Below are 22996 nucleotides of genomic sequence, written 5' to 3' on the forward strand. Positions count from 1 at the left end.
ACAAAAAAGGAGTGGTAATGAAAAAACCATTATATAAATTAAAGAATTATATTTTAAAATATCCCGTTCTATTTTGGGTAGTAGCTCTAACTTACATTGTGAGCGTAATTATTCTTACTATGAATAAAAGAGAAGCAGTTACTTTCTATTTTATTATTTCTTATGTTGTTTTGGGGGTGGGGTATACAATTTATTATAAATTTTATACCAGTAAAGAGCAGAAGAAATTTACAAAGGATTGGCTTAAAATTGTATTTACATTACCAAAAAAGAAAATCAACAAAAAAAAACAAAAAAAACACTCCGAAAAAGTATTACATCTAATATTATTTTTATCTGGCTGGGGAGCTATATTTGGTTGTTTAGCTTTTCTTACATTCTTGTTTAAATGTTACTGGTTAATTAGTTTTCTTCTTTTTATATTACAATTTCTTTCAGCTATAACGATAATGATAACTTATATAATTAAAAGAGAATTTAATGAGTTAGAAAAAATTATAGGTGCTGCTTTATTAGCTCTTATCTATATAGTGCTTGATTTCATGGGGGAAAATCAAGGGAGAACATTTGTCACTGATATGATATCTGTTTATCCAGAACAACTATCAACTATAACAAAAGGATTATATTGGCTTAACTTTATTTTAATCGGAAGTAGTTTATTACAGATTTTTGCTATAATTGGGTTTGAGTTAGCAAAGAACCAAAAGCTTTCAAATAGATTACCAAGTATAACTTACTTTGTTGTTTTAATAAGCGCTGTATTACCCTGCTTATTAATTATTTTCAATATAAATAATATTACTAATACCTTAATTTCTGAAACATATAAAGCAGATACAATAAATTATTTTAAATGCAATAATAAGATTATAAAAAACGTGCCTAATGATACTGCTCGTTATTTGAAGGTTGATGAACTAGAATTTCGGGCGTTTTATTTTGAAAAAGATAAAAGTGATATTCGAATGACAACTTATCTTTGTAATGGCTCAGATTATACTAACGTAGACATTCATAAATAATATATTGATCATAAATACTGAAATATTAATAATTAATTTTCAGTATTTATGATTGTAATTTATCGGCAGTATCCCCTATGTGTAAAAAATAGTTTTATCTTTTAAATGATAGTCACATATCCATGATTTTATTTTTTTATTAATTTAATTACCAAGATGGTAATTTAAATAATCGTCCTTTTATCCCTTCATCATGTAATACCAATGCAATTTCATTTTTATCGAAGAAAATATCGGTATCAAGAGGAATATCTGAATCAATTACAGTAATAATTTGTTGAATACCTAAATTAGAATATTGTCTTATAACGTTAAGAAGATTTATCTTTTTTCTGTCGTCTAACGATTCAAATATTCCATCGTGATAAACAAAACGAGGAAAGTTATCTTTAAGATGAGCACGTAATATAGCTAAATCAAAAGCTACACATAGTAATTTTTTATAAGTATGACCATCATCAGCACTTGTTGAACGACCCGCTTCATCTAAAATATCAGCACTAAAGTCAAAATGGCCTTTTCGATTAATTTTGACATTAAGTAATGCCATTCTTGAAATAACATCTTCAACAATGCGACTAAAATACAACCTAATTTCTGAAAATAAACTTGTTTCTTGTGTATTTTGTATCTCTAAATCATTTTCCATATCAATTCTGACTTTTTGAGATTGCTCATCTAATAATCTAATTTCAGTCCTAAGCTCCTGCAATTTGTGAATAAATTCTTTTTGTCTTTCTAAAAAAGCAATATCAGTTTTTAAGGTAATTAAATCATTAGATATTTGTTTATATTTATTAAAAATATCTGTTTCACCTAAAAAAGATAAAGTCTGTGTTCTTTCTTCACCTAATTGCAATAAAGTTTGATTAATATTTGTTAGCTCTTTTTTTATTGATGATAGTTCTTCTTTTAAATATGTATGTCGTTCTTCTGTAATAGCGCGGTTAAACTGAATAAGTTGATTAAAATCTTTTTTTAATTGTTCTGGGAAAAGAATACCGGCTTCTTTGTACAAGCTTTCAGCCTCATCAGGATCAAATAATATTTGTTGTTTTTGTAAAGATAATTCTATCTTTTTTCGATTAAAATCCAATGAGTAGCGATTTTTATTCAATGTAGCTATTTGCAAATCTAATTCATCAATGAGTTTTTTGGTTTTTGCTTGATCCACTGAGTGAAAATCGAACTTATCCAACAGTCTTTGTCGCTCATTAACATCCTGCTGTTTTAATAATAAAAGCCCATCAATCCGACTAATATCTTCAATTGAACCACCTAACTCTTGTTTTACTATCGTTTCTCTATCTTGTGCATCTTTAAGTTTAGCTTCCAGTTCATAATGCTTTACAATTAAATCAGAATTAAAACCAAGAATATGAGCAAGAAAAGGTTTCCAATCTTTATGTTTAGAGGCAAACTTTCTTAATTGAAAAACATCACGGTAATCATCTTGAGAACGTAATAAATAACCTAAAATTTTGCGATATTGCCATGGTTTAATCAAATAAAAATTTAATATACTGTCTAAAATCTCTTTCGCTTTATCAAATGACACATTTTCATGATCCCAATGTGCTAATTGCGTAAAATCTTGGTGTGAATCGGTGTGTTTCTTTATACTGATACGTGTTGCATCTGTAACACAGCGACGAATAGTGAGGTAAGAACCATCTTCTAGTTCCAACTCTAAAAAAAACACAAATTGCTTAAATATTTGTTTATGCTTAAATAAAAAAAATTCTGATTTTTTTTTAGATAAAAAACAAAAATCAAGTAATTTGCCTAACGTCGATTTACCTAAATTATGGGTATCTTTTTTCTTATTTTCAGGCAAGCGAATTTCAGCTTGAATTACGTTCAAACCTGATGAAAAAATAATAGTTTCAAATAAATCTGGTTTATTTGAATATAATTTAGATAGTTTCATTTATCCCCACATATTCGATTGAGTCAGTTTTTGCATGATACTCAACTAACCCTAATAAAAAAAGAAGATTAAGTGCAGGTAGAAATAAAAATTGACCACCTTCAACCGACTTTTTAGCATATTCTAATAAACCATCATATTTTTCTAGTCTCTTTTTCTTAATATAATAAAGTAATAAAAAAGACATGTTAATAATGGTCTTATCCGGGTGAGTATGTTTATTGGGTCTTAGCATCTTCATTCTCACCTATATCACAACTCCAATACATAAAAAACAACATGACATTCACTAATCGTTTATGTTTAGCTTGCCTCAAAATTGGCTCTCTATCAACTAATAACTTTGATAAGTAATTCATTATGTGATCAAAAGTCTGATAATCTTTTCTTTTTGCAATAATATTTAAACAAAACTCTTCTGCTGCAAGCTCATAACGTTCACGTAGTGCAGTATTTTCAGCTAAAGATAGAAAAGATTCAATTTCATTAACGTCTTTTAAGTAACGCCGCTTAAGCTCATTAGCATAAGCCTCAGTCATATTATTTAGCTGATTTTTTCTAGCGTAAGTGGTTCGCTCAATATTGATATTGGTCAAACTTCTATCAAGAGTTCGCGCTTGATTTGCAAATGCCTGGATAACTTCTGCTAAATCGTCAGGACTAACAATTAACGGACTATCGATAGGATCTAGATCAGCGATTCTCATTATTTCAGGATATCGTTTAAGATAAAGTTCTATCTGATTAATATCTATGATCTTTACTGATGCTATATCGACTTCAATATAGTCTGAAATCGTTTTACATATTTCACTCTCTGCATTACCAGTTAAACGACGATTAGTAAACAAGACATAATTATCCAGCTCACCTTTATCTTTTAACTTTTTGATACGAAGCAGTTCAGCACCAATTACGGTATTGGGGTTAGTTTTCTTTTCTTTATTATAAAAATCAGATTCAGAGCAATTACGATTATAGCCATTAGTATGTTTGGCTTGAATAATTGTTGTTCCAACCCAAGGTGAACTTCTACTGGGAAATAATTCGGCAGTACCAATAAATTTAGCGTCTCTCCCACCATCAGGACCCTTAGCAAATCCTTGTGTAGAAATACCCATTATATGCTGGCAAATAATAACAACTAATCTTTCAAATTGTTCATCACTCATATCTTCATAAGCATATTTCATGATATATGTATTCCTTACTACTAAAAGTGCCAAACATTATAACTGTGTTTATATACATAACAATAATAAGTTTATTATTTTACGAGCAAGTTCGCATTTTTGATACTTATTACTTTTGAGCTTTTACCGTTTTCTTTCTAAGAATCTTCTGAACTTCTTTAGTATCAATTTCCATGATGATTGCAATTTGTTCAACCGATACTTCTTTTCGAGCTAAAGCTTGAACCAATCGTTCTTTTTGTTCTCTTTCTTTTTTCTCCGCCAATTTTGCTATTTTCGCCTTTTCTTCAGCCACTTTAACTTTGTCATTTGCTACCGCCAACTTCTCTTTAGCAATCAATTTTTCTTCCTTACGGATGCGTTCAACCACTTGATAAGTCGGGACGTATTTTAGGCTTTGTTCTAACTCGTCCATAAGTTTAGTACTGCGGAAGCTGATATAGGATTTAGGGGTGATAATTAGGTGGTCGATTAGGTCGATATTCAAAATACGGCCGACTTGGATTAGGCGATCAGTGATATCTTTATCGGCATCCGACGGCGTCAGCGATCCTGACGGGTGATTATGAACTAATATCACGCGTGAGGCGTTTTTCATTACCGCAACACGAAATACATTCATCGGTTCAACATCGACCGATTTATAACTGCCAAGCGCAATCAGTTCGATATACAGGATATAACCAGCTTGATTCATGCCAATCATCCAAAGATGTTCTTTTTCTTGGTCGATTTGGTTATCACGCAATAACACACGTTGCATAATGCTGTAGACATCGTCTGTGCCTTCAATATATCGTTTGTCATGCTTGGTTAGTTTTGTATCCATTTTATCACCTTGTAAAATCAATTAAAAAATAATATAGCATATTTTTCTTAGACTTAGCAGTAGTTAATTAATCTTGGTCATACCTGTGATGATTATTTTATGCTTGCCTGATAGGTTCATCATAAACTGCAATAAAAATCATTTAGCATTTTAGTTTGGATTCTAATTTTACTAATTTTTATTATAAAACGCCTAAAATAACAGCAGATAATTCAATATCAACAATCCAATCTAATAAGTCCAACAGTTTAAAATAGTTGGGCGTTTTTTTGACTAGTTCGGACAATTAATTATTGCTTCAAAGCAAGCTTACTTGATATTTTTTGTATCCCACCAATAAAATAATGACAGCATAATAATATTGCCGGATATATTATAAAATTGAGGGTTATCATTGATGTGATACCTAACATCCCCATAATAAAATCTAGATTAAAAGCAAATTTATTAGTATCTTCCATTACTAACATTTGGACAATAGGCGGCATTGCGGGAATTATAATACCAATTAGCACGCCGAAAATCACTAAAACCATCGGTCGTTTTATTTTATTTAAAAGAAAGATTGAAATCAGAATAAAACAGAAATAACACAAACCATAACATATCAAATAATATAATTCTGGTGGTAAACGATGATGTTTTCTTATAATTATTGAATAACACCATTGGTAACTTAGATAGGCACCGATAAAATTAAATAAAACGATAATGACTAAATTAATTATTTTCACTAGCTTGTCCTTTTTTATCTTCAATCTTTTTTACCGCTTTTTCCAAAGAGGCAGGTAACAAATAAAGTTCTTGTAGACCATATTCATCTAAAACAGATGAAACGGCACGCGCACAATAAAAACCAATAAAAGTCGCATAATTACCATTAATAATTCTTTTTTCAATATTCAGCGCTTGCTCTCGTGTTAATGTGATTTCACGTTGAGAAACATAATCACCATCTTTCGCATGGTATTTGATAAATTGTTCTATTGAAAAAGGGATGTCTCCATCATCATAAAAAGCTTCTGCTTGTCCTCGATATTGTCGCATGTAATCGCCATTAGGATCAAAAATCATGCATTGATAGCTAGTAGGGATTTTATATTAAATGTACAAATTTAATAAAAAAATGCTAAAGCTTATTTTTTGTTAATTTTTTCAGATTTGAAGGTTCTAATCATAAATTTTCATTTCTAAATAATTTGTTATCAATGATAATGAGTAAAATGCTTAAATTGTGTCAAAAGTTAAGGAATAATAAAAATGGAACAGCGAATAAAACAAAAACTTACCGAATTAGAACAACAATACCGTATCCATATTCTTTATGCCTGCGAATCGGGCAGTCGAGCGTGGGGGTTTCCTTCGCCAAATAGCGATTATGATGTACGTTTTATTTATGTTCATCCATTAGATAGATATTTAGCCATTGATAATCCTGAATCACATTTTACTTTTCCCATAGACGACGAACTGGATTTACAAGGTTGGGATTTGAAAAAGACCCTACAGTTAATCCGAAAATCCAATACTACGCCGTTTGAGTGGTTGCAATCTCCAATTATTTATCAGCAAAATCAATCAATTGCTCAGCAATTATGGCAATTGTGTGCAGACTTTTTTAATACACGTGGTAACATCTATCACTATTTAGGTATTGCTAAAAGCTCGCTGCAAACTATCGATGGCAAAGAGATTGGTGTTAAAAAATTGTTTTATGTGTTAAGACCTTTATTGTGTGCTAAATGGTGTTTAGAAAAACGGCAAATCGCTCCTATGGCAATAATGCCATTATTAACACTATTACCGGATAATTTAAGACAGCAAATAAATGATATTATTAGATTAAAAGCAACTATGGTGGAATCAGCATCGATAACTATTGCGCCAGAAATCTTATCGTTCATTGAACAATCCATGATTGATATCAGTGCAGAAGTTGAGTCTATCACTGAACAGCATTTTAAGGCAGATAAATTAGATCGCTTTTTTATACAAACGTTAATGAGCTTAAAATAAGGAAAGGAACACGACATGACAATTGATGATTTAAAAGCACAAAATCTCATTTTGTTTGAAGTGATTAGTGGTAGTCGTTCGTTCGGATTAGCTACCGAAACATCGGATACAGATATCAAAGGGGTGTTTTATTTACCTAAAGATAAATTTTATGGACTCGAGTATATTCCGCAAATTAGTAATGAAACCAATGATATCGTCTATTATGAATTAGGTCGTTTTGTAGAGCTTTTACTTAAAAATAACCCGAATATTTTAGAAGTATTGGCTTCTGCACCCGACTGTATTTTATATCAGCATCCAATTATGCAGCAGTTAACCCTTGATCTATTTTTATCCCAACAAACTAAACAAACCTTTGCTCACTATGCCATGTCACAAATTAAAAAAGCCAAGGGATTGAATAAAAAGATTAATAATCCAGTCGAGGTGAAGCGTAAAACGGTCCTTGATTTTTGTTATATTATTCAAGGTCAGCATGCTTATCCCCTCACCAATTGGTTAAATGAAAAGCGTTTTGATCAACACTTATGTGGTTTGGTGAATGTTCCACATAGTCGAGATTTATATGCCCTTTTTTATGATGCATCAGGGGATTGTGGTTATCATGGTATTATTCAACAGGATGATTCGACCGAGCTGTGCTTGTCTTCAATAAAAGTCGACACCCCAGTAATTGCTTACTTAAGTTTTAATCGTGATGGTTTTTCATCGCATTGTCGTGATTATAAGGCTTACTGGCAATGGGTTGCTAAACGTAATGAACAGCGTTATCGCAGTAATATTGAAAATGGTAATGATTTTGATGCTAAAAATATGATGCATACCATTCGCTTATTACAAGTTGCTCATGAAATTATGACCAAAGGCACCATTACCAATAAACGCACTAATCGAAACGAACTGCTCGCAATTAAAAATGGTCAATTAAGCTATGACGAAATTATGAATATGGCCAAATCATTATTTGATGACATTGAAACCGCAACACTAACCACAACCTTACCTGAAATGCCCGATTCAGATGAAATTATTGCTCGGTTAGTTAAAATGCGGGAGTGGTTATATAATCGATAGTAAGTAATAAAAAAAACAATCAGCTAACGAGTAAATTACGATAATTCTTCTTAATCTCTAAACAATAAAATTATAGATGTTTATTTTTAACAAACACGACTCTTTCAAACAGCATATTTATCACCCAAGCCATTCAATCCGAGAGGTTTATTTTGAATCATTCACTCTTTTTTGATACAGAAATAATAATAGATACCACTATAAAAAATTATGGAATATATACAATTGAGGAAAGAGAAATCAATTACCAAAATGTTTCAAATTATAAAAATGAAATATCCAAATCATTAAGGTTATATAGAAATAAATCCCTAAATTTTTACTAAACAGGAATATGTAAATTTTTGACTTCATAGCGAACACCTGACAAATTTAAATTACTAAAAAAGTAATCAATTTGGTCATGTGTGTATACCCCACTTATCACGCTTTTTTTTAGTTTTACTTTTTTATTTTTAAAAGTTATAAATAATATATATATAGGATGCCATTTCCCTATCCATCTTATCCTTTTCCATAGTATCCCTTTAGGTGGATACTTGAAATATTCGACCTTAATGATTTTAACTTCAAGATCTTGGCAAATTGGAATATAAATTTTTGGTCTAATTTTTCGTAAAATAATAATGCTTTTCTTTGTGATATGGAAAGTTGGAGTCATGCATAGCCATGCTAAAATAGTAGCAGGAAAAAACCACACACCGTGAATTGAAAATAATAATTCATCAACACCTATAAATAAATTTATAACAGCTAGAAAAATAAAAACTAATAACAAAAGAGACCAAAATAAAACACCAAAAGTCAGTGCTGTTGATATAATATCCATAAAAGATTTTTTTAATGGTTTATTTTGTTTTCTTTTTGTATTCATTTTTACTATGTTTTTTAACGATGATAAATCTATTATTTTCAATGGAATTATAATTTATTATTTTATAATAATTATTTTTAAATACCAAATTCTAAAAATCAAAATTATCCCAATGAATATGATTGAAAAATATTTTTTTAGTATAAAACGAATGTATTATTACTCTATTTCTAGACAGCTTTACTAATTAGGTCATTTATCATAATTTCTATAATACTTTATCTTAAGATAACCCAATATTGATATTCATCACTAATGCTAATTAATTACTGTTCAAGTGAGTATAGTTGACGTTCTGATAACCCGTTTTTTATAACAGGAAAGTTAGATTTACACATATTACCAATTATTTAACGTGATTTAGAATGTCTATTGATTAACTAACATAAAGGAATTGATGACCCATATGAACTATCCACAACTTTCGATGAACAACTTATTATGGCGTTTCAATCAAAAAACCAACACAAGTGTTGGCATTTTCTTACTACCTTATTCGCTCAACAATTTTTTAATTCAATAGAACAAAATGATTTAGTGTATATCCTTGTAACCTGATACAACCGTTTAACTATTTATATGCAACCAATACATAGCCTCATAAGGTTGTAACACCATTTCTGGCTTTAATATAGTTTGGTTTTCATAATTACCTAGCAATCTTTGCCAATGACGATTTTCAAACCCATTAGGTAATTGCCATTTAACCGTATTTTCGGTCAGATTGGCTATCACGAGTAACGTTTGATTATTCCAATGTCTGGCATAGCACCAACAATTAGCAACATCAGGCGTTAGATCTTGATAGTCACCGAAAATAAAGATCGGATACATTTTGCGTAATTTGATTAAGGTTTGATAGCAATAGAAGATTGAATTGGGATCGTCAAGCGCTGCCTTAACATTGATTTTTGAATAATTATTTGCCACCTCAATCCAAGGTTTACCTTGGCTAAATCCGGCATTGGCAGTATGATCCCATTGCATTGGCGTTCGGCTATTGTCGCGTGACTTACTGGCAAGAATCGCTAACATGTCAGACTCTGACATACCTTCGGCAATTTTTTCTTGGTAGATGTTAAGACTTTCCACATCTTTATATTGCGAAATATGAGTAAAATGGGGATTTGTCATCCCGATCTCTTCACCTTGATAAAGGTACGGTGTGCCTTGTAGTCCATAAAGAATCATCGCCAGCATTTTAGCTGATTCGCTGTGATATTGATCTTCATTACCTAAACGTGACACAATACGAGGTTGATCGTGATTACACCAGAAAATTGCATTCCACGCCTTACCGTGCATACCCTTTTGCCAATAGCCAAGTATTTTTTTGAGTTCAAGTAAATCGGGCTTAGCCAGCGTCCATTTTTCCCCATTTGGATAATCAATTTTTAAATGATGAAAATTAAACGTCATTGTCAACTCTTTACCATCCAATGCGGCATATTTTTGACAGTTTTCTAATGTAGTGGATGACATTTCGCCCACTGTTTTTAAACCATTAGGTAGGAAAACATCTCGGCTTATCTCTTGCAAAAATTCGTGTATTTTGGGGCCGTCTGTATAATATTTTCGACCGTCCCCTTGGACATCATCCGGAAAGTCTTGCTGTTTAGAGACCAAATTAATCACATCCAGCCTTAATGCATCGACGCCTTTATCCGCCCAAAATTGACACACATTTTTAATCTCTTGGCGTACGGTTGGATTTTCCCAATTGAGATCGGCTTGCTGTTTTGCGAACAGGTGTAAATAGTATTGTCCTGATTGCTCATGCCACTGCCAAGCGTTACCGCCAAATTTTGACCGCCAATTGTTGGGTTCTGAGCCGTCAGCTTTGGCATCTTTCCAAATATAAAACGATCGAAAAGGACTGGTTTTATCTAAGGCAGATTTAAACCATGGATGCTCTGTTGAAGTATGGTTAAATACCATATCCATCATAATACGGATATCACGTTCATGCGCTTGCTTAACCAATAATTCAAAGTCGTCCATCGTGCCATAAGCCGGATCAATATCATAATAATCCGATACATCATAACCATTATCAACTTGCGGAGAGGGATAAATTGGCGTTAACCAAATCGCACTAATGCCCAGATTTTTAAGATAATCCAATCGGCTTATAATGCCTAATAAATCTCCCGTTGAACCAGTACCACTGGCTTGAAAACTTTTGGGATAGATTTGATAAATAGTACCATTTTGCCACCAAGGGATTTCGTTCGTATTCATTGTTTGCTCTTAATTATTCATCTGTCATAAATTAACCGTTCCATAATTGAACGGTTAACGGTTATTGAATCGTGTTTAGCGAATATCTAACGTACCTTTTTTCAATTTTATTTTATAAACAACTGATGTTAAAACAATAGGTACGACAATTGCCACAATCATAGCTAATGCATAAATTCCCCAATAAATCGGTTTAATGGATAAAATACCAGGTAATCCACCCACACCTATACCATTAGATAATACACCATGTAAACCACAGATTAACCCAGCACTCGCCGCTCCAATCATGGCGCAGAACATTGGGAATTTATAGCGTAAGTTGATACCGTACATAGCTGGCTCAGTTACACCTAGGTAACCTGATATCGCAGCCGGTATGGAAACTTCACGCTCATTATGTTTTTTACTGATTAGAATGATGCCAACAACGGCTGAAGCTTGAGCAATATTGGATAAGGCAATAATTGGCCAAATCGGTGTACCACCCATACTATGTGTCATCTGCATATCGATAGCTAATGTAGTATGATGAATTCCTGTAATAACCAAAGGTGCATAGAAGAATCCAAAAATAGCCGAACCAATGAAGGCATAATCACCCGTCATTAGGTATTTAACCACATAAGCAATACCATTGCCCAACATTCGTCCGATTGGTCCTAAAAGAAAATGTGCAAGGACGACGGCTAATAGTATTGATACAATTGGTACAATCACTAAAGTTAGGTAATTAGGGACAATTCTACGTAATCGAGTTTCAATCCATCCTAACGCTAAACCGGCAAAAATAGATGGAATCACTTGTGCTTGATAGCCGACTTTTTGAATCGTAAACCAACCAAAATCCCACACTTCGGGAATCTTTTTCCCTAGATCATAAGCAGTCATCAGTTGTGGGGAAACCAATGTTATCCCTAAAACAATCCCTAACACAGGGGAACCGCCCATTTTTTTGACTGTAGACCAGCATATGGCTACTGGTAGAAAGTTGAAAATCGCTTCACAAGGTAACCAAAGAAAACTATGAATAGGTACCAACCAAGTATAAGTGTCAGTAAGTGGTTTATCATTTATAGTTGGCATGTCACCAATCACGTTACGTAAGCCGAGTAATAATCCCCCCGCAATCAGTGCGGGTAATAATGGCACAAAAATTTCAGCTAAATTTGAAATTAAGCGTTCAAACCATGACATATTTTTTTTAGCTGAGGCTTTTGTTTGCTCTTTAGTCGCTTCATCAATATTTAATCGATCAATCAATAATTTGTAATAACTATCAACATCCGTTCCAATAATAACTTGAAACTGCCCAGCATTATTAAAACACCCTTTTACAAAAGGTAATCCCTCTATGGCTTTTATATTGGCTAATTTGGGATCAGACAGTGCAAATCTTAATCGTGTTAAACAGTGAGTAACACTCGCAATATTTTCTTTTCCACCCACACAATCAATTAATGCGGTTATCGATTCTGAGGCGATATTAGGATCTTTAGCCATCTCCAAGTCTCCCTATCATAGATATTTAGCTGAATTAGCTATTAATACATTGGCTATGTTTGAATTAGGATTTAGCATAGATTGAAAAAGACAAACAATAAATGGGAACGTTCCCTATTTGTGATTGATCTCACATAAATAATAAAAACTATAATAATTTTAAATTGTTATCGCTATTTATTAACAGCCAGTTGGCAAGGGATAGTCACCGTTTTGAGTTCAACTTCATCGGTTAACATTCGGAGTAATTCATGAGCGGTATAAGTTCCAGCTTTATCAAAACCTAACTCCACAGATAACGTTTGTGGAAAAAGAAAACGGAGCAATTCACTCTGTCCGATACTCGCAACAATGGTATTATTAAGTTGCTTTTCATGAAGATATTTATGCAAACCTAACGCAAGCGTTTCAGTCGCACAAACAATAGCAGAAGGTGATGATTTAATGACTGTTTGAGCAAGATGATAGCCTGACAGGTAACTTAAGTTTCCTAAACAAGCATTAGGGGTGATTTGATGAAGCTGACAAAAATCCAGATAAGCTTGATAACGTAGCGCACCGGTAGTTTGGTCTTGTTGTTCAATACCAATAAAAGCAATATTACGCTGTTTTTGTTGATGATATAAATGCTCAAGTAAGTGAGTTACTGCACCGATATCATCGTAACAAACACACATATGATTAGGGAATGAACGAGCAATAACCACACTCTTATTTTGCCAGAAAGACAATACTCCCTTATCCAATCCTGTAAAGGCAAAAACCACGACACCGTCAGCCTGCTTATCTTTCAACATGGCTAAATGTTCTTCAACCTTTTCAACATTAAATTGGCTTTCCATAATAATCGGATCATAGCCATGTTGATAAAATATTGGCAGCATACTACTGACAGCTTGATTTTCAGACATCGACTCAAGACGAGTAACAATAATACCAATCACTTTATTACCATAACCTCGCATTGCTCTTGCAGATTTAGACGGCGTAAATTGATATTGTTCAATAATGGCATTGACTTTATTACGTGTTGCTTCTTTCACCATTGGGTCATGGTTAATTACTCTTGAAACCGTTGATTTGCTTACTCCGCTAAGTTTGGCAATATCCTTAATGGTTAAGTGGCTCGATGACTTGCTCATAATAATTTTGCTGAATAAAGATCAATAAAATTATAGTAATATAGTTTCAACAAAATTGCGATACGGTAGCTGTTTGGATGATATTAAAAATCATGAAATATTGGTATACCTAAATTAATGTCTAATGGTAGAATCAGGTTAAAATTTAACAGGTCATTAGTAGTACTGTTTAACTCAATATCTCACTTTACGACAAGCGATTAAACATGAAAAAATTATATTTACTGTTAGGTTATATCTTATTTTTTGTCAGTTTATCCGGACACGCATCAAGTAATGTCACCAAAATAGCTACCGTTAAAGAACAATTTAAAACTGCTCTATTATGTCAATCAAAGCCTTTTGCCATCGAAGATAAAAAAATCATTGCTGAACTTGAAAAACAAAAAATTACCATAAAAAACAAACAACAAGATAATATCACTGGAATCGAATACCATTTTAAGCAACCTATCAAAATCAAGAATGTATGGGTGAATATGATTCGTTATGAAAGCGATAATTTTGTCACATCTTTTTATGCTAAAGCCAAAGGGGATATGCACAAGTTCGCTAAATTGATTGGTGCTAACACTATATTGCGTAGCTGTGAAGAACCCATTCCTTTGAATGATACAGACATATACCGAAAAGATATTACCCCTATTACGGACAATAAACTTTACCCTGATACTATAATTATTGGTCAGGATAATGACTCAAAACCGAATGATTTTTATTTTATTTGTTCTAAAGTTGAGGCTAATGAGCCTTAATTTTTTGCTTAATGAATATTATCCTATTAATTTATTTATATTATGTTATGCACTTGTCTTAAACACTGAGCAACATTGGTAATGTGTGAATTTCATATTAGGTGGTACTTGGTTATAAACTTTTCGATTGAATGCATCAATTCATTCTAATGGTGTCGAATCTTGATGCAGATTGCTTATGTACTTTGAGCCAATAAAGATAGCAAACACTCTTTAATTCTCATGTTTGCTTGACTTAAATCAATCGTACAAAAAAATAGCTGATGATTTTGAATGGTAGTATATTCATTAATCGATTGATTTGTTGTTGGATATAACAGCATACCTGATGCAGAATAGGATAATCGGTCATCACTTCTTTCTTGACTTCTTACATAAGCATAAAGTTGGTACAAATGATCTGTCTTAAAAGAAAATTTGTTATGATTAAAAATTGAGGTACATTTAGTATCCACAATTAAGCGAGAATGAGTTTTGTTATTTTCTATAATTAAATCGGTGATCATTTCTGGCATAAACTGTCCAATGTTGTCCGTCGATTGGGTACATTGCCATTTAAACCTTTTTCCCGACTCGATTTGCCATTCATTTGGATCGAGATTAACCCGATAAAAACCAATTACCGCTTTCTCAAATAATGCTCTTAACCACTGATCAGTTTTCTCCAACGTATTAAGTGTTTCTTTACCGAATAATTCTGTTGGAATAGATAAACTATGAACCAATTTAGCCACCGAAACTAATAGATTATCATGAGGATTTGATCGATTGAACTGATCGATAACAGGGTTGTAATAGTTAGATTTACCGATTTTTAACTCTTTAAAACGATTGGTTATTTGTTTGCATTGCTTAATCAATTTATCATTATTTAATTGCCTTAATAAAACATGAGCAGCACCATGAATATATTGATTTTTGGGTGTATTATTTGTTAATCCATCATATCGACAATGGATTTTACCTTTTTCAAGTAATAATTTACGTGCGGTTATTAAATAATCAATTTTCCCTCTAACACGTGTTAAAACTTGCTTTTTAGGTTGATAACTGTTAGATAATGAATAACGCAATCCTTTGTGTACTGCCTTGCAATAAATCTCAGCAGCCAGCTCAACAATTTTTTCAGGATTTTCTTCAAAATTTATTCGCTGCTGTTTATCAAGCTCTTTATAATAATCTGATGCATACAATAAAAGTAACCATATGTTTTTAATAGGTATTTTATTTAATGTGGTATTTTGTCTTGTTGTCGATTCAGTATTCATTGAAATTATTTATATGCAATCTTAATAAGTTTCATTGCTTTGTTAAGTTTATCTTTTTCATCAAACCAATACTCTTCCAATAAAGGTTTAATTTCTGTATCAATAATATTTTGATACCAAACTAAACCTTCACTTTTCGGTATAGCTCTATGATGAGTTAAATAACTATGACCAATAGCAAAAGCACTTCCTAACATTCTATCTTGAGCAATGAATTCATTTAATTCATTCATTCTTTCTCTTATTTCTTCTAAAAGCTTACTATTGAGCCCTGTTTTTTTAATCATATAGCGTAACCATTTTTCTGAAAAATTAGGATCTAAAGTAAAAAACGCAAAACGTCGACGTAATGCAAAATCGACTAATGCTAAAGATCGATCCGCTATATTCATCGTACCAATGACATATAAGTTATCGGGAATATATATTCCGTTTTCTTGTTCACGGCGATAGGTCAATTCTAATGCTTCACTCGGTATTCGCTTATCAGCTTCAAGCAGCGTTAGCATTTCACCAAAAATCTGTGCCGGATTACCTCGATTAATTTCTTCAATAACCATAACATATTTAGATTGAGGATCATTTCTGGCTTGATGAATTATCTCCAAAAATGGACCATCGATCAGCGCTAACTTACCTTCACTGGTAGGGCGAAAACCACGAATAAAATCTTCATAAGATAGATTAGGATGAAATTGAATTGCTCGAATATTATTTGAATCTTTATAACCAATAATAATATTAGCTAACCTTTTAGCTAACCAAGTTTTACCTGTACCAGGCGGGCCTTGTAAAATGATATTTTTCTTTTTTGTTATACTGGATATCATTTGTTGCAATTGCTGTTTATCGATAAAACAGTCTTCTTGAATTAAATTTTTTAATGTATAAGGATGCCTAACAAATAATGGATCATCAATTAATGGTGCATCAATATCTGGTTCATTTTCCATGATTTCTCCTCTTTTTCCATCAATATTATGATTAAGTAACCGATATTTACCATTCCCCAAAAACTGAAAAAATTTTTTATCTTTCATTCGTTGTAAAGTGTAAGTTAACAAGTTACTTGTAACTCTATTATTTGGAAATTCCTCCTCAAGTTGTTGTCCGTATTTATCCAGCAACTCTTTACAATTAAAAACATTACTTCCGTTATCTTGGCAAAGCTCTTGGATGAATTGTAATAATATAATTTGCCATTGATTATTAGATGCTAAATTTTCATTAATTAATGTGCGATTTTCATATTTACGTAGTGCAGTGAAATAAAGCTCAGGAAAAGAGTGAATAGGAAAGTAATCTTCGTTAAATCTCATTGCTAAATCATCGAGCAATTTTAGGTAAACATTACCATTAAAATGCTCTTTAGATAATCGATCATCTTTTATCAACTCCAATTCATCAGTAAGATAAGTTTTTGAAGCCTTATCCAATACGACATAGGCGTGAGGACGAATCCAAAATAAACCACTTGTTAATTGCCATGGAAAATATGACTGCGACATGATCAAGTCAAATTTTTGTTCAAACTCATCTCGATAGTTTTCATCAGCATTAGAAAACTTCAGTGCAGTAGCATAAAATTCCCACAAATTATCAATCTCTTGTTGTTGATTTTCAGAGTTGGTAAAAAACCAAGACAATTGATTATTAAGTAATGGTATGCCCTCAAAAGAGTTAGGGACGGATTCTTCAATATTAAGAAATTCAGCCCACTTTTTTGCAATTTCTATTCTTGTCGTTTCTTTAATATGTCGATTAAATGTTCCTAATGCAGTAAATGGACAAATATCCTGTAAACCTTTATCGAGTAAATAAGAAAGCTTAAACTCGGTGGCCAGCTGATTGACAAATTCCATTAATATTGAACGTTTGCTTTTGTCTAGATAAATTAATAAATTATCTGCAATAGCTTCATAAAAACGTACCCAACTGAACAATTGGGTACGATTGGCAACATCACCATAACGTGATCGCCAATAAGGCGCATTCCGAAAATAGTCAATATCCTGTGGTTCATTATAGAAAGTAAAATTGATTAATTGTTTTGATAACCATTCATCATCTTTAACACTCCAAATAGTGGCTATATTGGTATAGAAAAACCATTTTTTATTTAGATTCCCTTTTTGCCAATTAACTTTTAATAACTTTCCATCACCATAATTTTTTGTCACAATGCCGGTTGCTTTAATCTCCATGACCGAAACAGCTTGACCTTTATTATCAAAAGGTAAATTCTTTTTTAAGTTATAAGTGGATTTAATCGCAACTCGATCACCAACTGAAATGGTACGTACGGTATTTAAGTATTTATTATCGTAACCATTTTCCCAAATACCTAATCTAACAAAACGTTCTGTTTGGTCTTCACCACCATTAAACTTAGCGCTTAAAAACCAATATGTTTTTATTGCTTCCAATATTTTTCCTTTCAAAAGTAGATAATCTATTGTAAAGATAAATTTTAGAAACGAAGTTTAACTTAAAACAAGATAAAAAAGTGAACAAATCTAATTAAATATGTGATACAGGTCAAATTTTCAAAAAAAATACTTAAATAACCATTAATATCATTAAATATAATTGACAAAAAATAGCTTTTTATTCATGTTAAAAACCTATTTCTTAACACACTGCCTTAACTTATAAGCACTTCCCCACTCTAACATGGCGTCATGCACTTGTTTTAAACTTTGTCCAACATCGGTTAAAGTATATTCCACTTTCGGTGGTACTTGGGCATAGACTTTGCGATGAATTAATCCGTTTTTTTCCATGGCACGTAGGTGCTGGGTTAACACTTTTTGCGATATTCCGTCTAAGGATTTTTTTAATTCTCCAAAGCGTTTTGTACCTGTTAATAAATCACGAACAATTAAGACTTTCCATTTATCGCCCATTAACATAAGCGTAGTTTCGACTGGACAAGGGGGTAAATTTTCATTGAGAGACATATTAAAAATCCTTTAAATTCAATTATAGTATTAATTTGGTAACTATATTACTGTTTAGTACCTACTTTACAATAGATACTTAGAATATTAATCTAAAAACATTCATTACTTAAAGATTTTTCTTAACATAACCTAAAACCAGAATCCAACAATATTATTAAATTGAAAAGAATAAAGGAGTAAAAAGATGAAAATAGCTGTTATTGGTGCAAGTGGTAAATCTGGCAGTCTGATAGTTAAAGAAGCAATTGCACGTGGGCATGATGTGACGGCAATTGTCCGTAATCCAAATTCTCATGTTAATCCTAATGCAAAAATCTTAGTTAAAGATCTGTTTGATCTGACTTATGAAGATTTGAAACCTTTTGATGTTATTGTCGATGCATTTGCAACATGGAGCCTTGAATCACTTCCTCAACATCAAACTAGTTTAAAACATTTAACCGATATTTTAAGCGGTAAACCTAACCGTTTATTAGTTGTTGGTGGTGCAGGTAGTTTATATGTCAATCCTGAACATACTGTTCGTTTAGTTGATACACCGGAATTTCCAGAAGAGTTTAAACCATTAGCTAATAATATGGCTAAAGCGCTCGATGAATTAAAAAAATGTCAGGATGTGAACTGGACTTACTTAAGCCCAGCTATTGAGTTCATTGCCGATGGCGCAAGAACAGGTCACTACAAAGCAGGCGGTGAACAGGTCTTATTCAACACTCAAGGAAAAAGCCAAATTAGCTATGCTGATTATGCCATAGCCATGGTTGATGAAGCAGAAAATGCCAAACACATTAAACAACGTTTTACAGTAGTGACAGAATAAGATAAAAATCTATTTTATATAGTGAACAGCTAATGCCTGTTCACTATATGATAGCGCTTTTTATTGCTGAATTTTCAATTTAAGCGTGATTAATCAAATTACTGGTACTATTCTACACCAATTTGACAAGTCATTTTGATTTCTCGATTATCCGTGATTTCTAAGTTTGACAATACCACAAGCTGTGGAAAATGGGGTCTTAAAAATTGTGAAAGCATCGGTCTTAATGTGTGGTTAACCAAAAGTACAGGCGGTGCACCAATGGCATCTTGCTGATTTAAAGCCTGCTTAACTTGTTGAATAATATGATCCGCTAATCCCGGCTCAACATTACTGGTATTTTGGAGTGCTTGTAACAACAATCGCTCCAAATTCACATTTAAACCAATGACATTAATTGCTCCATTGCCCGGAAACCATTGTTGTGTTATCACTCTTCCTAATGCTATTCGCACTAAGCTAAGTAATTGATAAGCATCGTTTTGATTTGGTGCATGTTCACTTATGGTTTCGATAATTGTGCGCATATCACGTATTGACACTTTTTCGGCAATTAAATTTTGGAGTATTTTATGAAAAGTCGTTAACGTAATAACGCCCGGTATAAAATCCTCCACCAATTTTGGAATATCTTGTTTAACATGATCCAGTAACTCTTGTGTTTCCACTCGTCCTAATAAATCACTGGCGAACTGTTGTAACAAATGATTAAAATGCGTCGCAATCATGGTGCTGGTATCAACAACGGTATAACCTAAGATTTGAGCATTTTCTTTATTGCTAGCATCTATCCATACCGCAGGCAAACCAAAAGCAGGCTCGGTAGTGGCTATTCCGTCAATGGTTTCTGCCACATTACCCGGATTAATCGCTAACCATTTGTTATTTACGATTTCACCTTTCCCTATTTCCCCCCCTTTTATAAACAACTTATATTGATAAGGGGCAAGAGATAAATTATCTCGAATATGAACTTGAGGTGGCAAAAAACCAAACGTTTGAGCAAACTTTTTCCGTAAACTGCGTATCCGACCCAATAATTCACCATTCTGAGTCTGATCTACCATAGGAATTAACCCATACCCCACTTCCATTGCTAAAATATCTTCAATACTGACATCCGACCAAGATGCTTCAATATTACTGGGTGTCGTCGCTTGCGTATCAACTTGCTTAGTGCTGGCAGTCGTATCATTTTTTTTCTGCTTGTTAATCCACCAAGAAAGCAAAATTAATATTGCAGTAAACAGTAAAAACACCAGATTTGGCATACCCGGAATCAAACCCAATAATCCAATGACAACCGCAGTCAAGATTAATACTTGTGGATTTTTAAACAACTGGTTTAGCATCTGTTCACTGATGTTTTCTTGTGATGTGACTCTTGTCACGATCACGCCAGCAGCCGTTGAAATAATTAAAGAAGGGATTTGAGCAACCAGACCATCACCAATAGTTAATAATACATACGTTTGCCCCGCATCCGCTAGTGCCATACCATGTTGTACGACCCCAACTAACAGCCCGCCGATAATGGTAATTGCCATTATCAATAAGCCAGCAATGGCATCACCCCGAACAAATTTACTTGCCCCGTCCATTGAACCATAAAAATCGGCTTCTTGGGTGACTTCGGCTCGGCGTGCTTTGGCTTCGTCTTCACCAATTAATCCAGCATTAAGATCCGCATCAATAGCCATTTGCTTACCGGGCATACCATCTAACGCAAAGCGAGCCCCGACTTCGGCTATTCGCCCGGCCCCTTTGGTGATAACCATAAAATTAATAATCACCAAAATGATAAAAACTACAATACCTATCGCAAAATTACCACCTACCAGAAAATGACCAAAGGCTTCAATCACCCGACCTGCGGCATTACTGCCAGTATGGCCTTTTAACAGAACAACCCGCGTTGAGGCAACATTTAATGACAAGCGTAATAAAGTCGCAAACAGTAACACAGTTGGAAAAGCCGCAAAATCAAGTACACGCTTAGTAAACAATGCCACAATCAAAATAATGATTGATAACGCAATATTGAAGGTAAAAAACAGGTCTAACATAAATGCAGGTAAAGGTAATACCATCATTGAAAGAATCAATAAAATCAGCAGTGGACCTGCTAAAATCTGATAATGCCCTTTTTTAAGCCCATTGGTTGATAAAAACGAAACTATTTTATTTTTAATCATGTGATTAATTACCGCCTTGGTTGATTTTCTGCTAATGATTCAGGTACTGGCAAATTGTTAGGTGTCATCGGTTTATCACCGCCATATTTATGCCACCGTTTTAATTGATAAACCCAAGCAAGAATTTGCGCAACAGCTGTATATAATTCGGTTGGAATGGTCTCGCCAATTTCGCCATAACGATACAAAGCCCTAGCTAGTGGTGGCGCTTCTAATTGTGGAATATGATGTTGATTGCCAATCTCCTTAATTCTTAAAGCAACCAAATTCGTTCCTTTTGCCAATACCTTAGGGGCGATCATGGTTTTTTCATCATAATGTAAAGCAACCGCATAATGCGTCGGGTTGGTTACAATGACATTTGCTTTAGCGACATCTTTCATCATGCGACGCCTTGCCATGGCTTGCTGCATCTGCCGAATACGGCCTTTTATTTGAGGATTTCCCTCTTGCTCTTTAAACTCATCTTTAATTTCCTGTTTTGACATCATCAGTTTTTTTAAATTACTCCAAATCTGATAAAAGATATCAAAGCCAACCATAGGAATAAGTGACAACACCATAAATAACCCACAAATTAAAATAAGATCTATCGCTTTAGTTAATGCGCTATTTAGGTACATTTTGGGAAGAGAAAGCAGGTTTGGAAACAAGTCTAATAATAACAATGAAGCAGCTAGGGTAATTAATATGACTTTTAGCATACTTTTAAATAATTCCGCTAAAATTCGTCGACTAAACATCCGACCAAAACCAGAAATCGGATTCAACTTTTTAAAATTGGGTTTAATTGATTGCCAACTAAATAACAAACCACCCACACAAAGCGGCGCCACAATAGCAAAGATAACCAATGCAAAAAACAGAGGAACAATAGCCCAAAAGCCTGCGGTCATCAACTCAATCAAATTTGTCAGAATACGAGATTCATCATTTACACGAAAAGAGACTTGCATCGCTGTTTTTATCATGATGATTAACTTTTGGACTAATGTAGAACCCATTAACCAAAATAGCATAATGCCCACCAACAAAATAATGACGGAAGTCAATTCTCGTGAACGGGGTATCTGTCCCTTCTCTTTAGCTTTTTTAAGTTTGCTATCGGTGGGGCGTTCGCTTTTATCTACATCACTTTCATTAGCCATGATGGGGGTTAATAGTA

At 33.1% G+C, this 22996-nt stretch carries 20 protein-coding genes; 5 read left to right on the forward strand and 15 right to left on the reverse strand.

What is annotated here, in order from left to right:
* Positions 1-17 precede the first annotated feature (17 nt).
* Positions 18-1025: a hypothetical protein gene (locus A9G10_RS06135; protein ID WP_065558014.1), complete on the forward strand. Its 1008-nt coding sequence runs from the start codon at positions 18-20 to the stop codon at positions 1023-1025.
* A gap of 148 nt (positions 1026-1173) precedes the next feature.
* On the opposite strand, the gene A9G10_RS06140 is transcribed toward A9G10_RS06135, so the two are convergent.
* From A9G10_RS06140 to A9G10_RS06165, 6 genes are all read right to left on the reverse strand, one after another.
* Positions 1174-2955 carry a DUF2326 domain-containing protein gene (locus tag A9G10_RS06140; RefSeq protein ID WP_065558015.1) on the reverse strand — a complete coding sequence of 594 codons (1782 nt, stop codon included), beginning with the start codon at positions 2953-2955 and terminating at the stop codon, positions 1174-1176.
* On the reverse strand, positions 2942-3190 hold the full coding sequence (locus tag A9G10_RS06145) for an ABC-three component system middle component 8 (RefSeq protein ID WP_065558016.1): 249 nt from the start codon (positions 3188-3190) through the stop codon (positions 2942-2944). Before A9G10_RS06145 ends, A9G10_RS06140 begins: the two co-directional genes overlap by 14 nt.
* Positions 3174-4148 (reverse strand): ABC-three component system protein, encoded by a 975-nt coding sequence (locus A9G10_RS06150; RefSeq protein WP_065558017.1) that lies wholly within the window; start codon positions 4146-4148, stop codon positions 3174-3176. The genes A9G10_RS06145 and A9G10_RS06150 overlap by 17 nt, the downstream gene beginning before the upstream one ends.
* Before the next feature lie 109 nt (positions 4149-4257).
* The gene (locus A9G10_RS06155; protein ID WP_065558018.1) at positions 4258-4977 is read right to left on the reverse strand and encodes a JAB domain-containing protein; all 720 of its coding nucleotides are present in this window, start codon (positions 4975-4977) and stop codon (positions 4258-4260) included.
* A 290-nt stretch (positions 4978-5267) separates the two neighbouring features.
* A complete protein-coding gene (locus tag A9G10_RS06160; protein WP_065558019.1) occupies positions 5268-5711 on the reverse strand; it encodes a hypothetical protein in 444 nt (147 codons plus the stop codon).
* Positions 5698-6051, reverse strand: a complete 354-nt coding sequence (locus A9G10_RS06165) for a hypothetical protein (RefSeq protein ID WP_065558020.1) — start codon at positions 6049-6051, stop codon at positions 5698-5700. The genes A9G10_RS06160 and A9G10_RS06165 overlap by 14 nt, the downstream gene beginning before the upstream one ends.
* Before the next feature lie 186 nt (positions 6052-6237).
* Here A9G10_RS06165 and A9G10_RS06170 point away from each other — a divergent pair, with 186 nt between their 5' ends.
* The gene (locus A9G10_RS06170; protein WP_065558021.1) at positions 6238-6993 is read left to right on the forward strand and encodes a nucleotidyltransferase domain-containing protein; all 756 of its coding nucleotides are present in this window, start codon (positions 6238-6240) and stop codon (positions 6991-6993) included.
* 15 nt (positions 6994-7008) lie between these two features.
* Complete coding sequence (locus tag A9G10_RS06175) at positions 7009-8070, forward strand: nucleotidyltransferase domain-containing protein (protein ID WP_065558022.1); 1062 nt, start codon at positions 7009-7011, stop codon at positions 8068-8070.
* Positions 8071-8392: 322 nt separating this feature from the next.
* On the opposite strand, the gene A9G10_RS06180 is transcribed toward A9G10_RS06175, so the two are convergent.
* The 4 genes from A9G10_RS06180 to treR form a co-directional block, all read right to left on the reverse strand.
* Positions 8393-8944, reverse strand: coding sequence for a hypothetical protein (locus A9G10_RS06180; RefSeq protein ID WP_065558023.1), 552 nt, complete (start codon positions 8942-8944; stop codon positions 8393-8395).
* Positions 8945-9511: 567 nt separating this feature from the next.
* Positions 9512-11185 (reverse strand): alpha,alpha-phosphotrehalase, encoded by a 1674-nt coding sequence (gene treC, locus A9G10_RS06185; RefSeq protein WP_065558024.1) that lies wholly within the window; start codon positions 11183-11185, stop codon positions 9512-9514.
* 75 nt (positions 11186-11260) lie between these two features.
* A complete protein-coding gene (gene treB / locus A9G10_RS06190; protein WP_065558025.1) occupies positions 11261-12688 on the reverse strand; it encodes a PTS trehalose transporter subunit IIBC in 1428 nt (475 codons plus the stop codon).
* Positions 12689-12861: 173 nt separating this feature from the next.
* Entirely contained in the window at positions 12862-13830 is a 969-nt protein-coding gene (treR, locus tag A9G10_RS06195; protein ID WP_065558026.1) for a trehalose operon repressor TreR, read from the reverse strand.
* A 206-nt stretch (positions 13831-14036) separates the two neighbouring features.
* Here treR and A9G10_RS06200 point away from each other — a divergent pair, with 206 nt between their 5' ends.
* Complete coding sequence (locus A9G10_RS06200) at positions 14037-14585, forward strand: hypothetical protein (protein ID WP_065558027.1); 549 nt, start codon at positions 14037-14039, stop codon at positions 14583-14585.
* A 176-nt stretch (positions 14586-14761) separates the two neighbouring features.
* Here the strand turns inward: A9G10_RS06200 and A9G10_RS06205 are convergent, their stop codons facing one another.
* The 3 genes from A9G10_RS06205 to A9G10_RS06215 all read right to left on the reverse strand — a co-directional run bounded on the left by A9G10_RS06205 (position 14762) and on the right by A9G10_RS06215 (position 18813).
* The gene (locus A9G10_RS06205; protein ID WP_081298967.1) at positions 14762-15853 is read right to left on the reverse strand and encodes a 5-methylcytosine restriction system specificity protein McrC; all 1092 of its coding nucleotides are present in this window, start codon (positions 15851-15853) and stop codon (positions 14762-14764) included.
* Between the two features lie 5 nt (positions 15854-15858).
* Positions 15859-18279 carry an McrB family protein gene (locus A9G10_RS12800; RefSeq protein ID WP_143425950.1) on the reverse strand — a complete coding sequence of 807 codons (2421 nt, stop codon included), beginning with the start codon at positions 18277-18279 and terminating at the stop codon, positions 15859-15861.
* 198 nt (positions 18280-18477) lie between these two features.
* Positions 18478-18813, reverse strand: coding sequence for a winged helix-turn-helix transcriptional regulator (locus A9G10_RS06215; protein WP_065558029.1), 336 nt, complete (start codon positions 18811-18813; stop codon positions 18478-18480).
* 187 nt (positions 18814-19000) lie between these two features.
* Here A9G10_RS06215 and A9G10_RS06220 point away from each other — a divergent pair, with 187 nt between their 5' ends.
* On the forward strand, positions 19001-19636 hold the full coding sequence (locus tag A9G10_RS06220) for an NAD(P)-dependent oxidoreductase (RefSeq protein WP_065558030.1): 636 nt from the start codon (positions 19001-19003) through the stop codon (positions 19634-19636).
* A gap of 107 nt (positions 19637-19743) precedes the next feature.
* Here A9G10_RS06220 and flhA read toward each other — a convergent pair whose 3' ends face one another.
* Complete coding sequence (gene flhA, locus A9G10_RS06225) at positions 19744-21831, reverse strand: flagellar biosynthesis protein FlhA (protein WP_065558031.1); 2088 nt, start codon at positions 21829-21831, stop codon at positions 19744-19746.
* Between the two features lie 8 nt (positions 21832-21839).
* Positions 21840-22979, reverse strand: coding sequence for a flagellar biosynthesis protein FlhB (flhB, locus tag A9G10_RS06230; protein WP_065558032.1), 1140 nt, complete (start codon positions 22977-22979; stop codon positions 21840-21842).
* Positions 22980-22996: the final 17 nt, after the last annotated feature.

The sequence above is a fragment of the Gilliamella sp. wkB308 genome (assembly GCF_001690185.1).
GTDB classification, from domain to species: Bacteria; Pseudomonadota; Gammaproteobacteria; order Enterobacterales; family Orbaceae; genus Gilliamella; species Gilliamella apicola_I.

Coding starts and splice junctions, on each gene's coding strand:
- A9G10_RS06135 (WP_065558014.1), top strand. CDS start 18: ATGAAAAAACCATTATATAAATTAAAGAATTATATTTTAAAATATCCC.
- A9G10_RS06140 (WP_065558015.1), bottom strand. CDS start 2,955: ATGAAACTATCTAAATTATATTCAAATAAACCAGATTTATTTGAAACT.
- A9G10_RS06145 (WP_065558016.1), bottom strand. CDS start 3,190: ATGCTAAGACCCAATAAACATACTCACCCGGATAAGACCATTATTAAC.
- A9G10_RS06150 (WP_065558017.1), bottom strand. CDS start 4,148: ATGAAATATGCTTATGAAGATATGAGTGATGAACAATTTGAAAGATTA.
- A9G10_RS06155 (WP_065558018.1), bottom strand. CDS start 4,977: ATGGATACAAAACTAACCAAGCATGACAAACGATATATTGAAGGCACA.
- A9G10_RS06165 (WP_065558020.1), bottom strand. CDS start 6,051: ATGATTTTTGATCCTAATGGCGATTACATGCGACAATATCGAGGACAA.
- A9G10_RS06170 (WP_065558021.1), top strand. CDS start 6,238: ATGGAACAGCGAATAAAACAAAAACTTACCGAATTAGAACAACAATAC.
- A9G10_RS06175 (WP_065558022.1), top strand. CDS start 7,009: ATGACAATTGATGATTTAAAAGCACAAAATCTCATTTTGTTTGAAGTG.
- A9G10_RS06180 (WP_065558023.1), bottom strand. CDS start 8,944: ATGAATACAAAAAGAAAACAAAATAAACCATTAAAAAAATCTTTTATG.
- treC (WP_065558024.1), bottom strand. CDS start 11,185: ATGAATACGAACGAAATCCCTTGGTGGCAAAATGGTACTATTTATCAA.
- treB (WP_065558025.1), bottom strand. CDS start 12,688: ATGGCTAAAGATCCTAATATCGCCTCAGAATCGATAACCGCATTAATT.
- treR (WP_065558026.1), bottom strand. CDS start 13,830: ATGAGCAAGTCATCGAGCCACTTAACCATTAAGGATATTGCCAAACTT.
- A9G10_RS06200 (WP_065558027.1), top strand. CDS start 14,037: ATGAAAAAATTATATTTACTGTTAGGTTATATCTTATTTTTTGTCAGT.
- A9G10_RS06205 (WP_081298967.1), bottom strand. CDS start 15,853: ATGAATACTGAATCGACAACAAGACAAAATACCACATTAAATAAAATA.
- A9G10_RS06215 (WP_065558029.1), bottom strand. CDS start 18,813: ATGTCTCTCAATGAAAATTTACCCCCTTGTCCAGTCGAAACTACGCTT.
- A9G10_RS06220 (WP_065558030.1), top strand. CDS start 19,001: ATGAAAATAGCTGTTATTGGTGCAAGTGGTAAATCTGGCAGTCTGATA.
- flhA (WP_065558031.1), bottom strand. CDS start 21,831: ATGATTAAAAATAAAATAGTTTCGTTTTTATCAACCAATGGGCTTAAA.
- flhB (WP_065558032.1), bottom strand. CDS start 22,979: ATGGCTAATGAAAGTGATGTAGATAAAAGCGAACGCCCCACCGATAGC.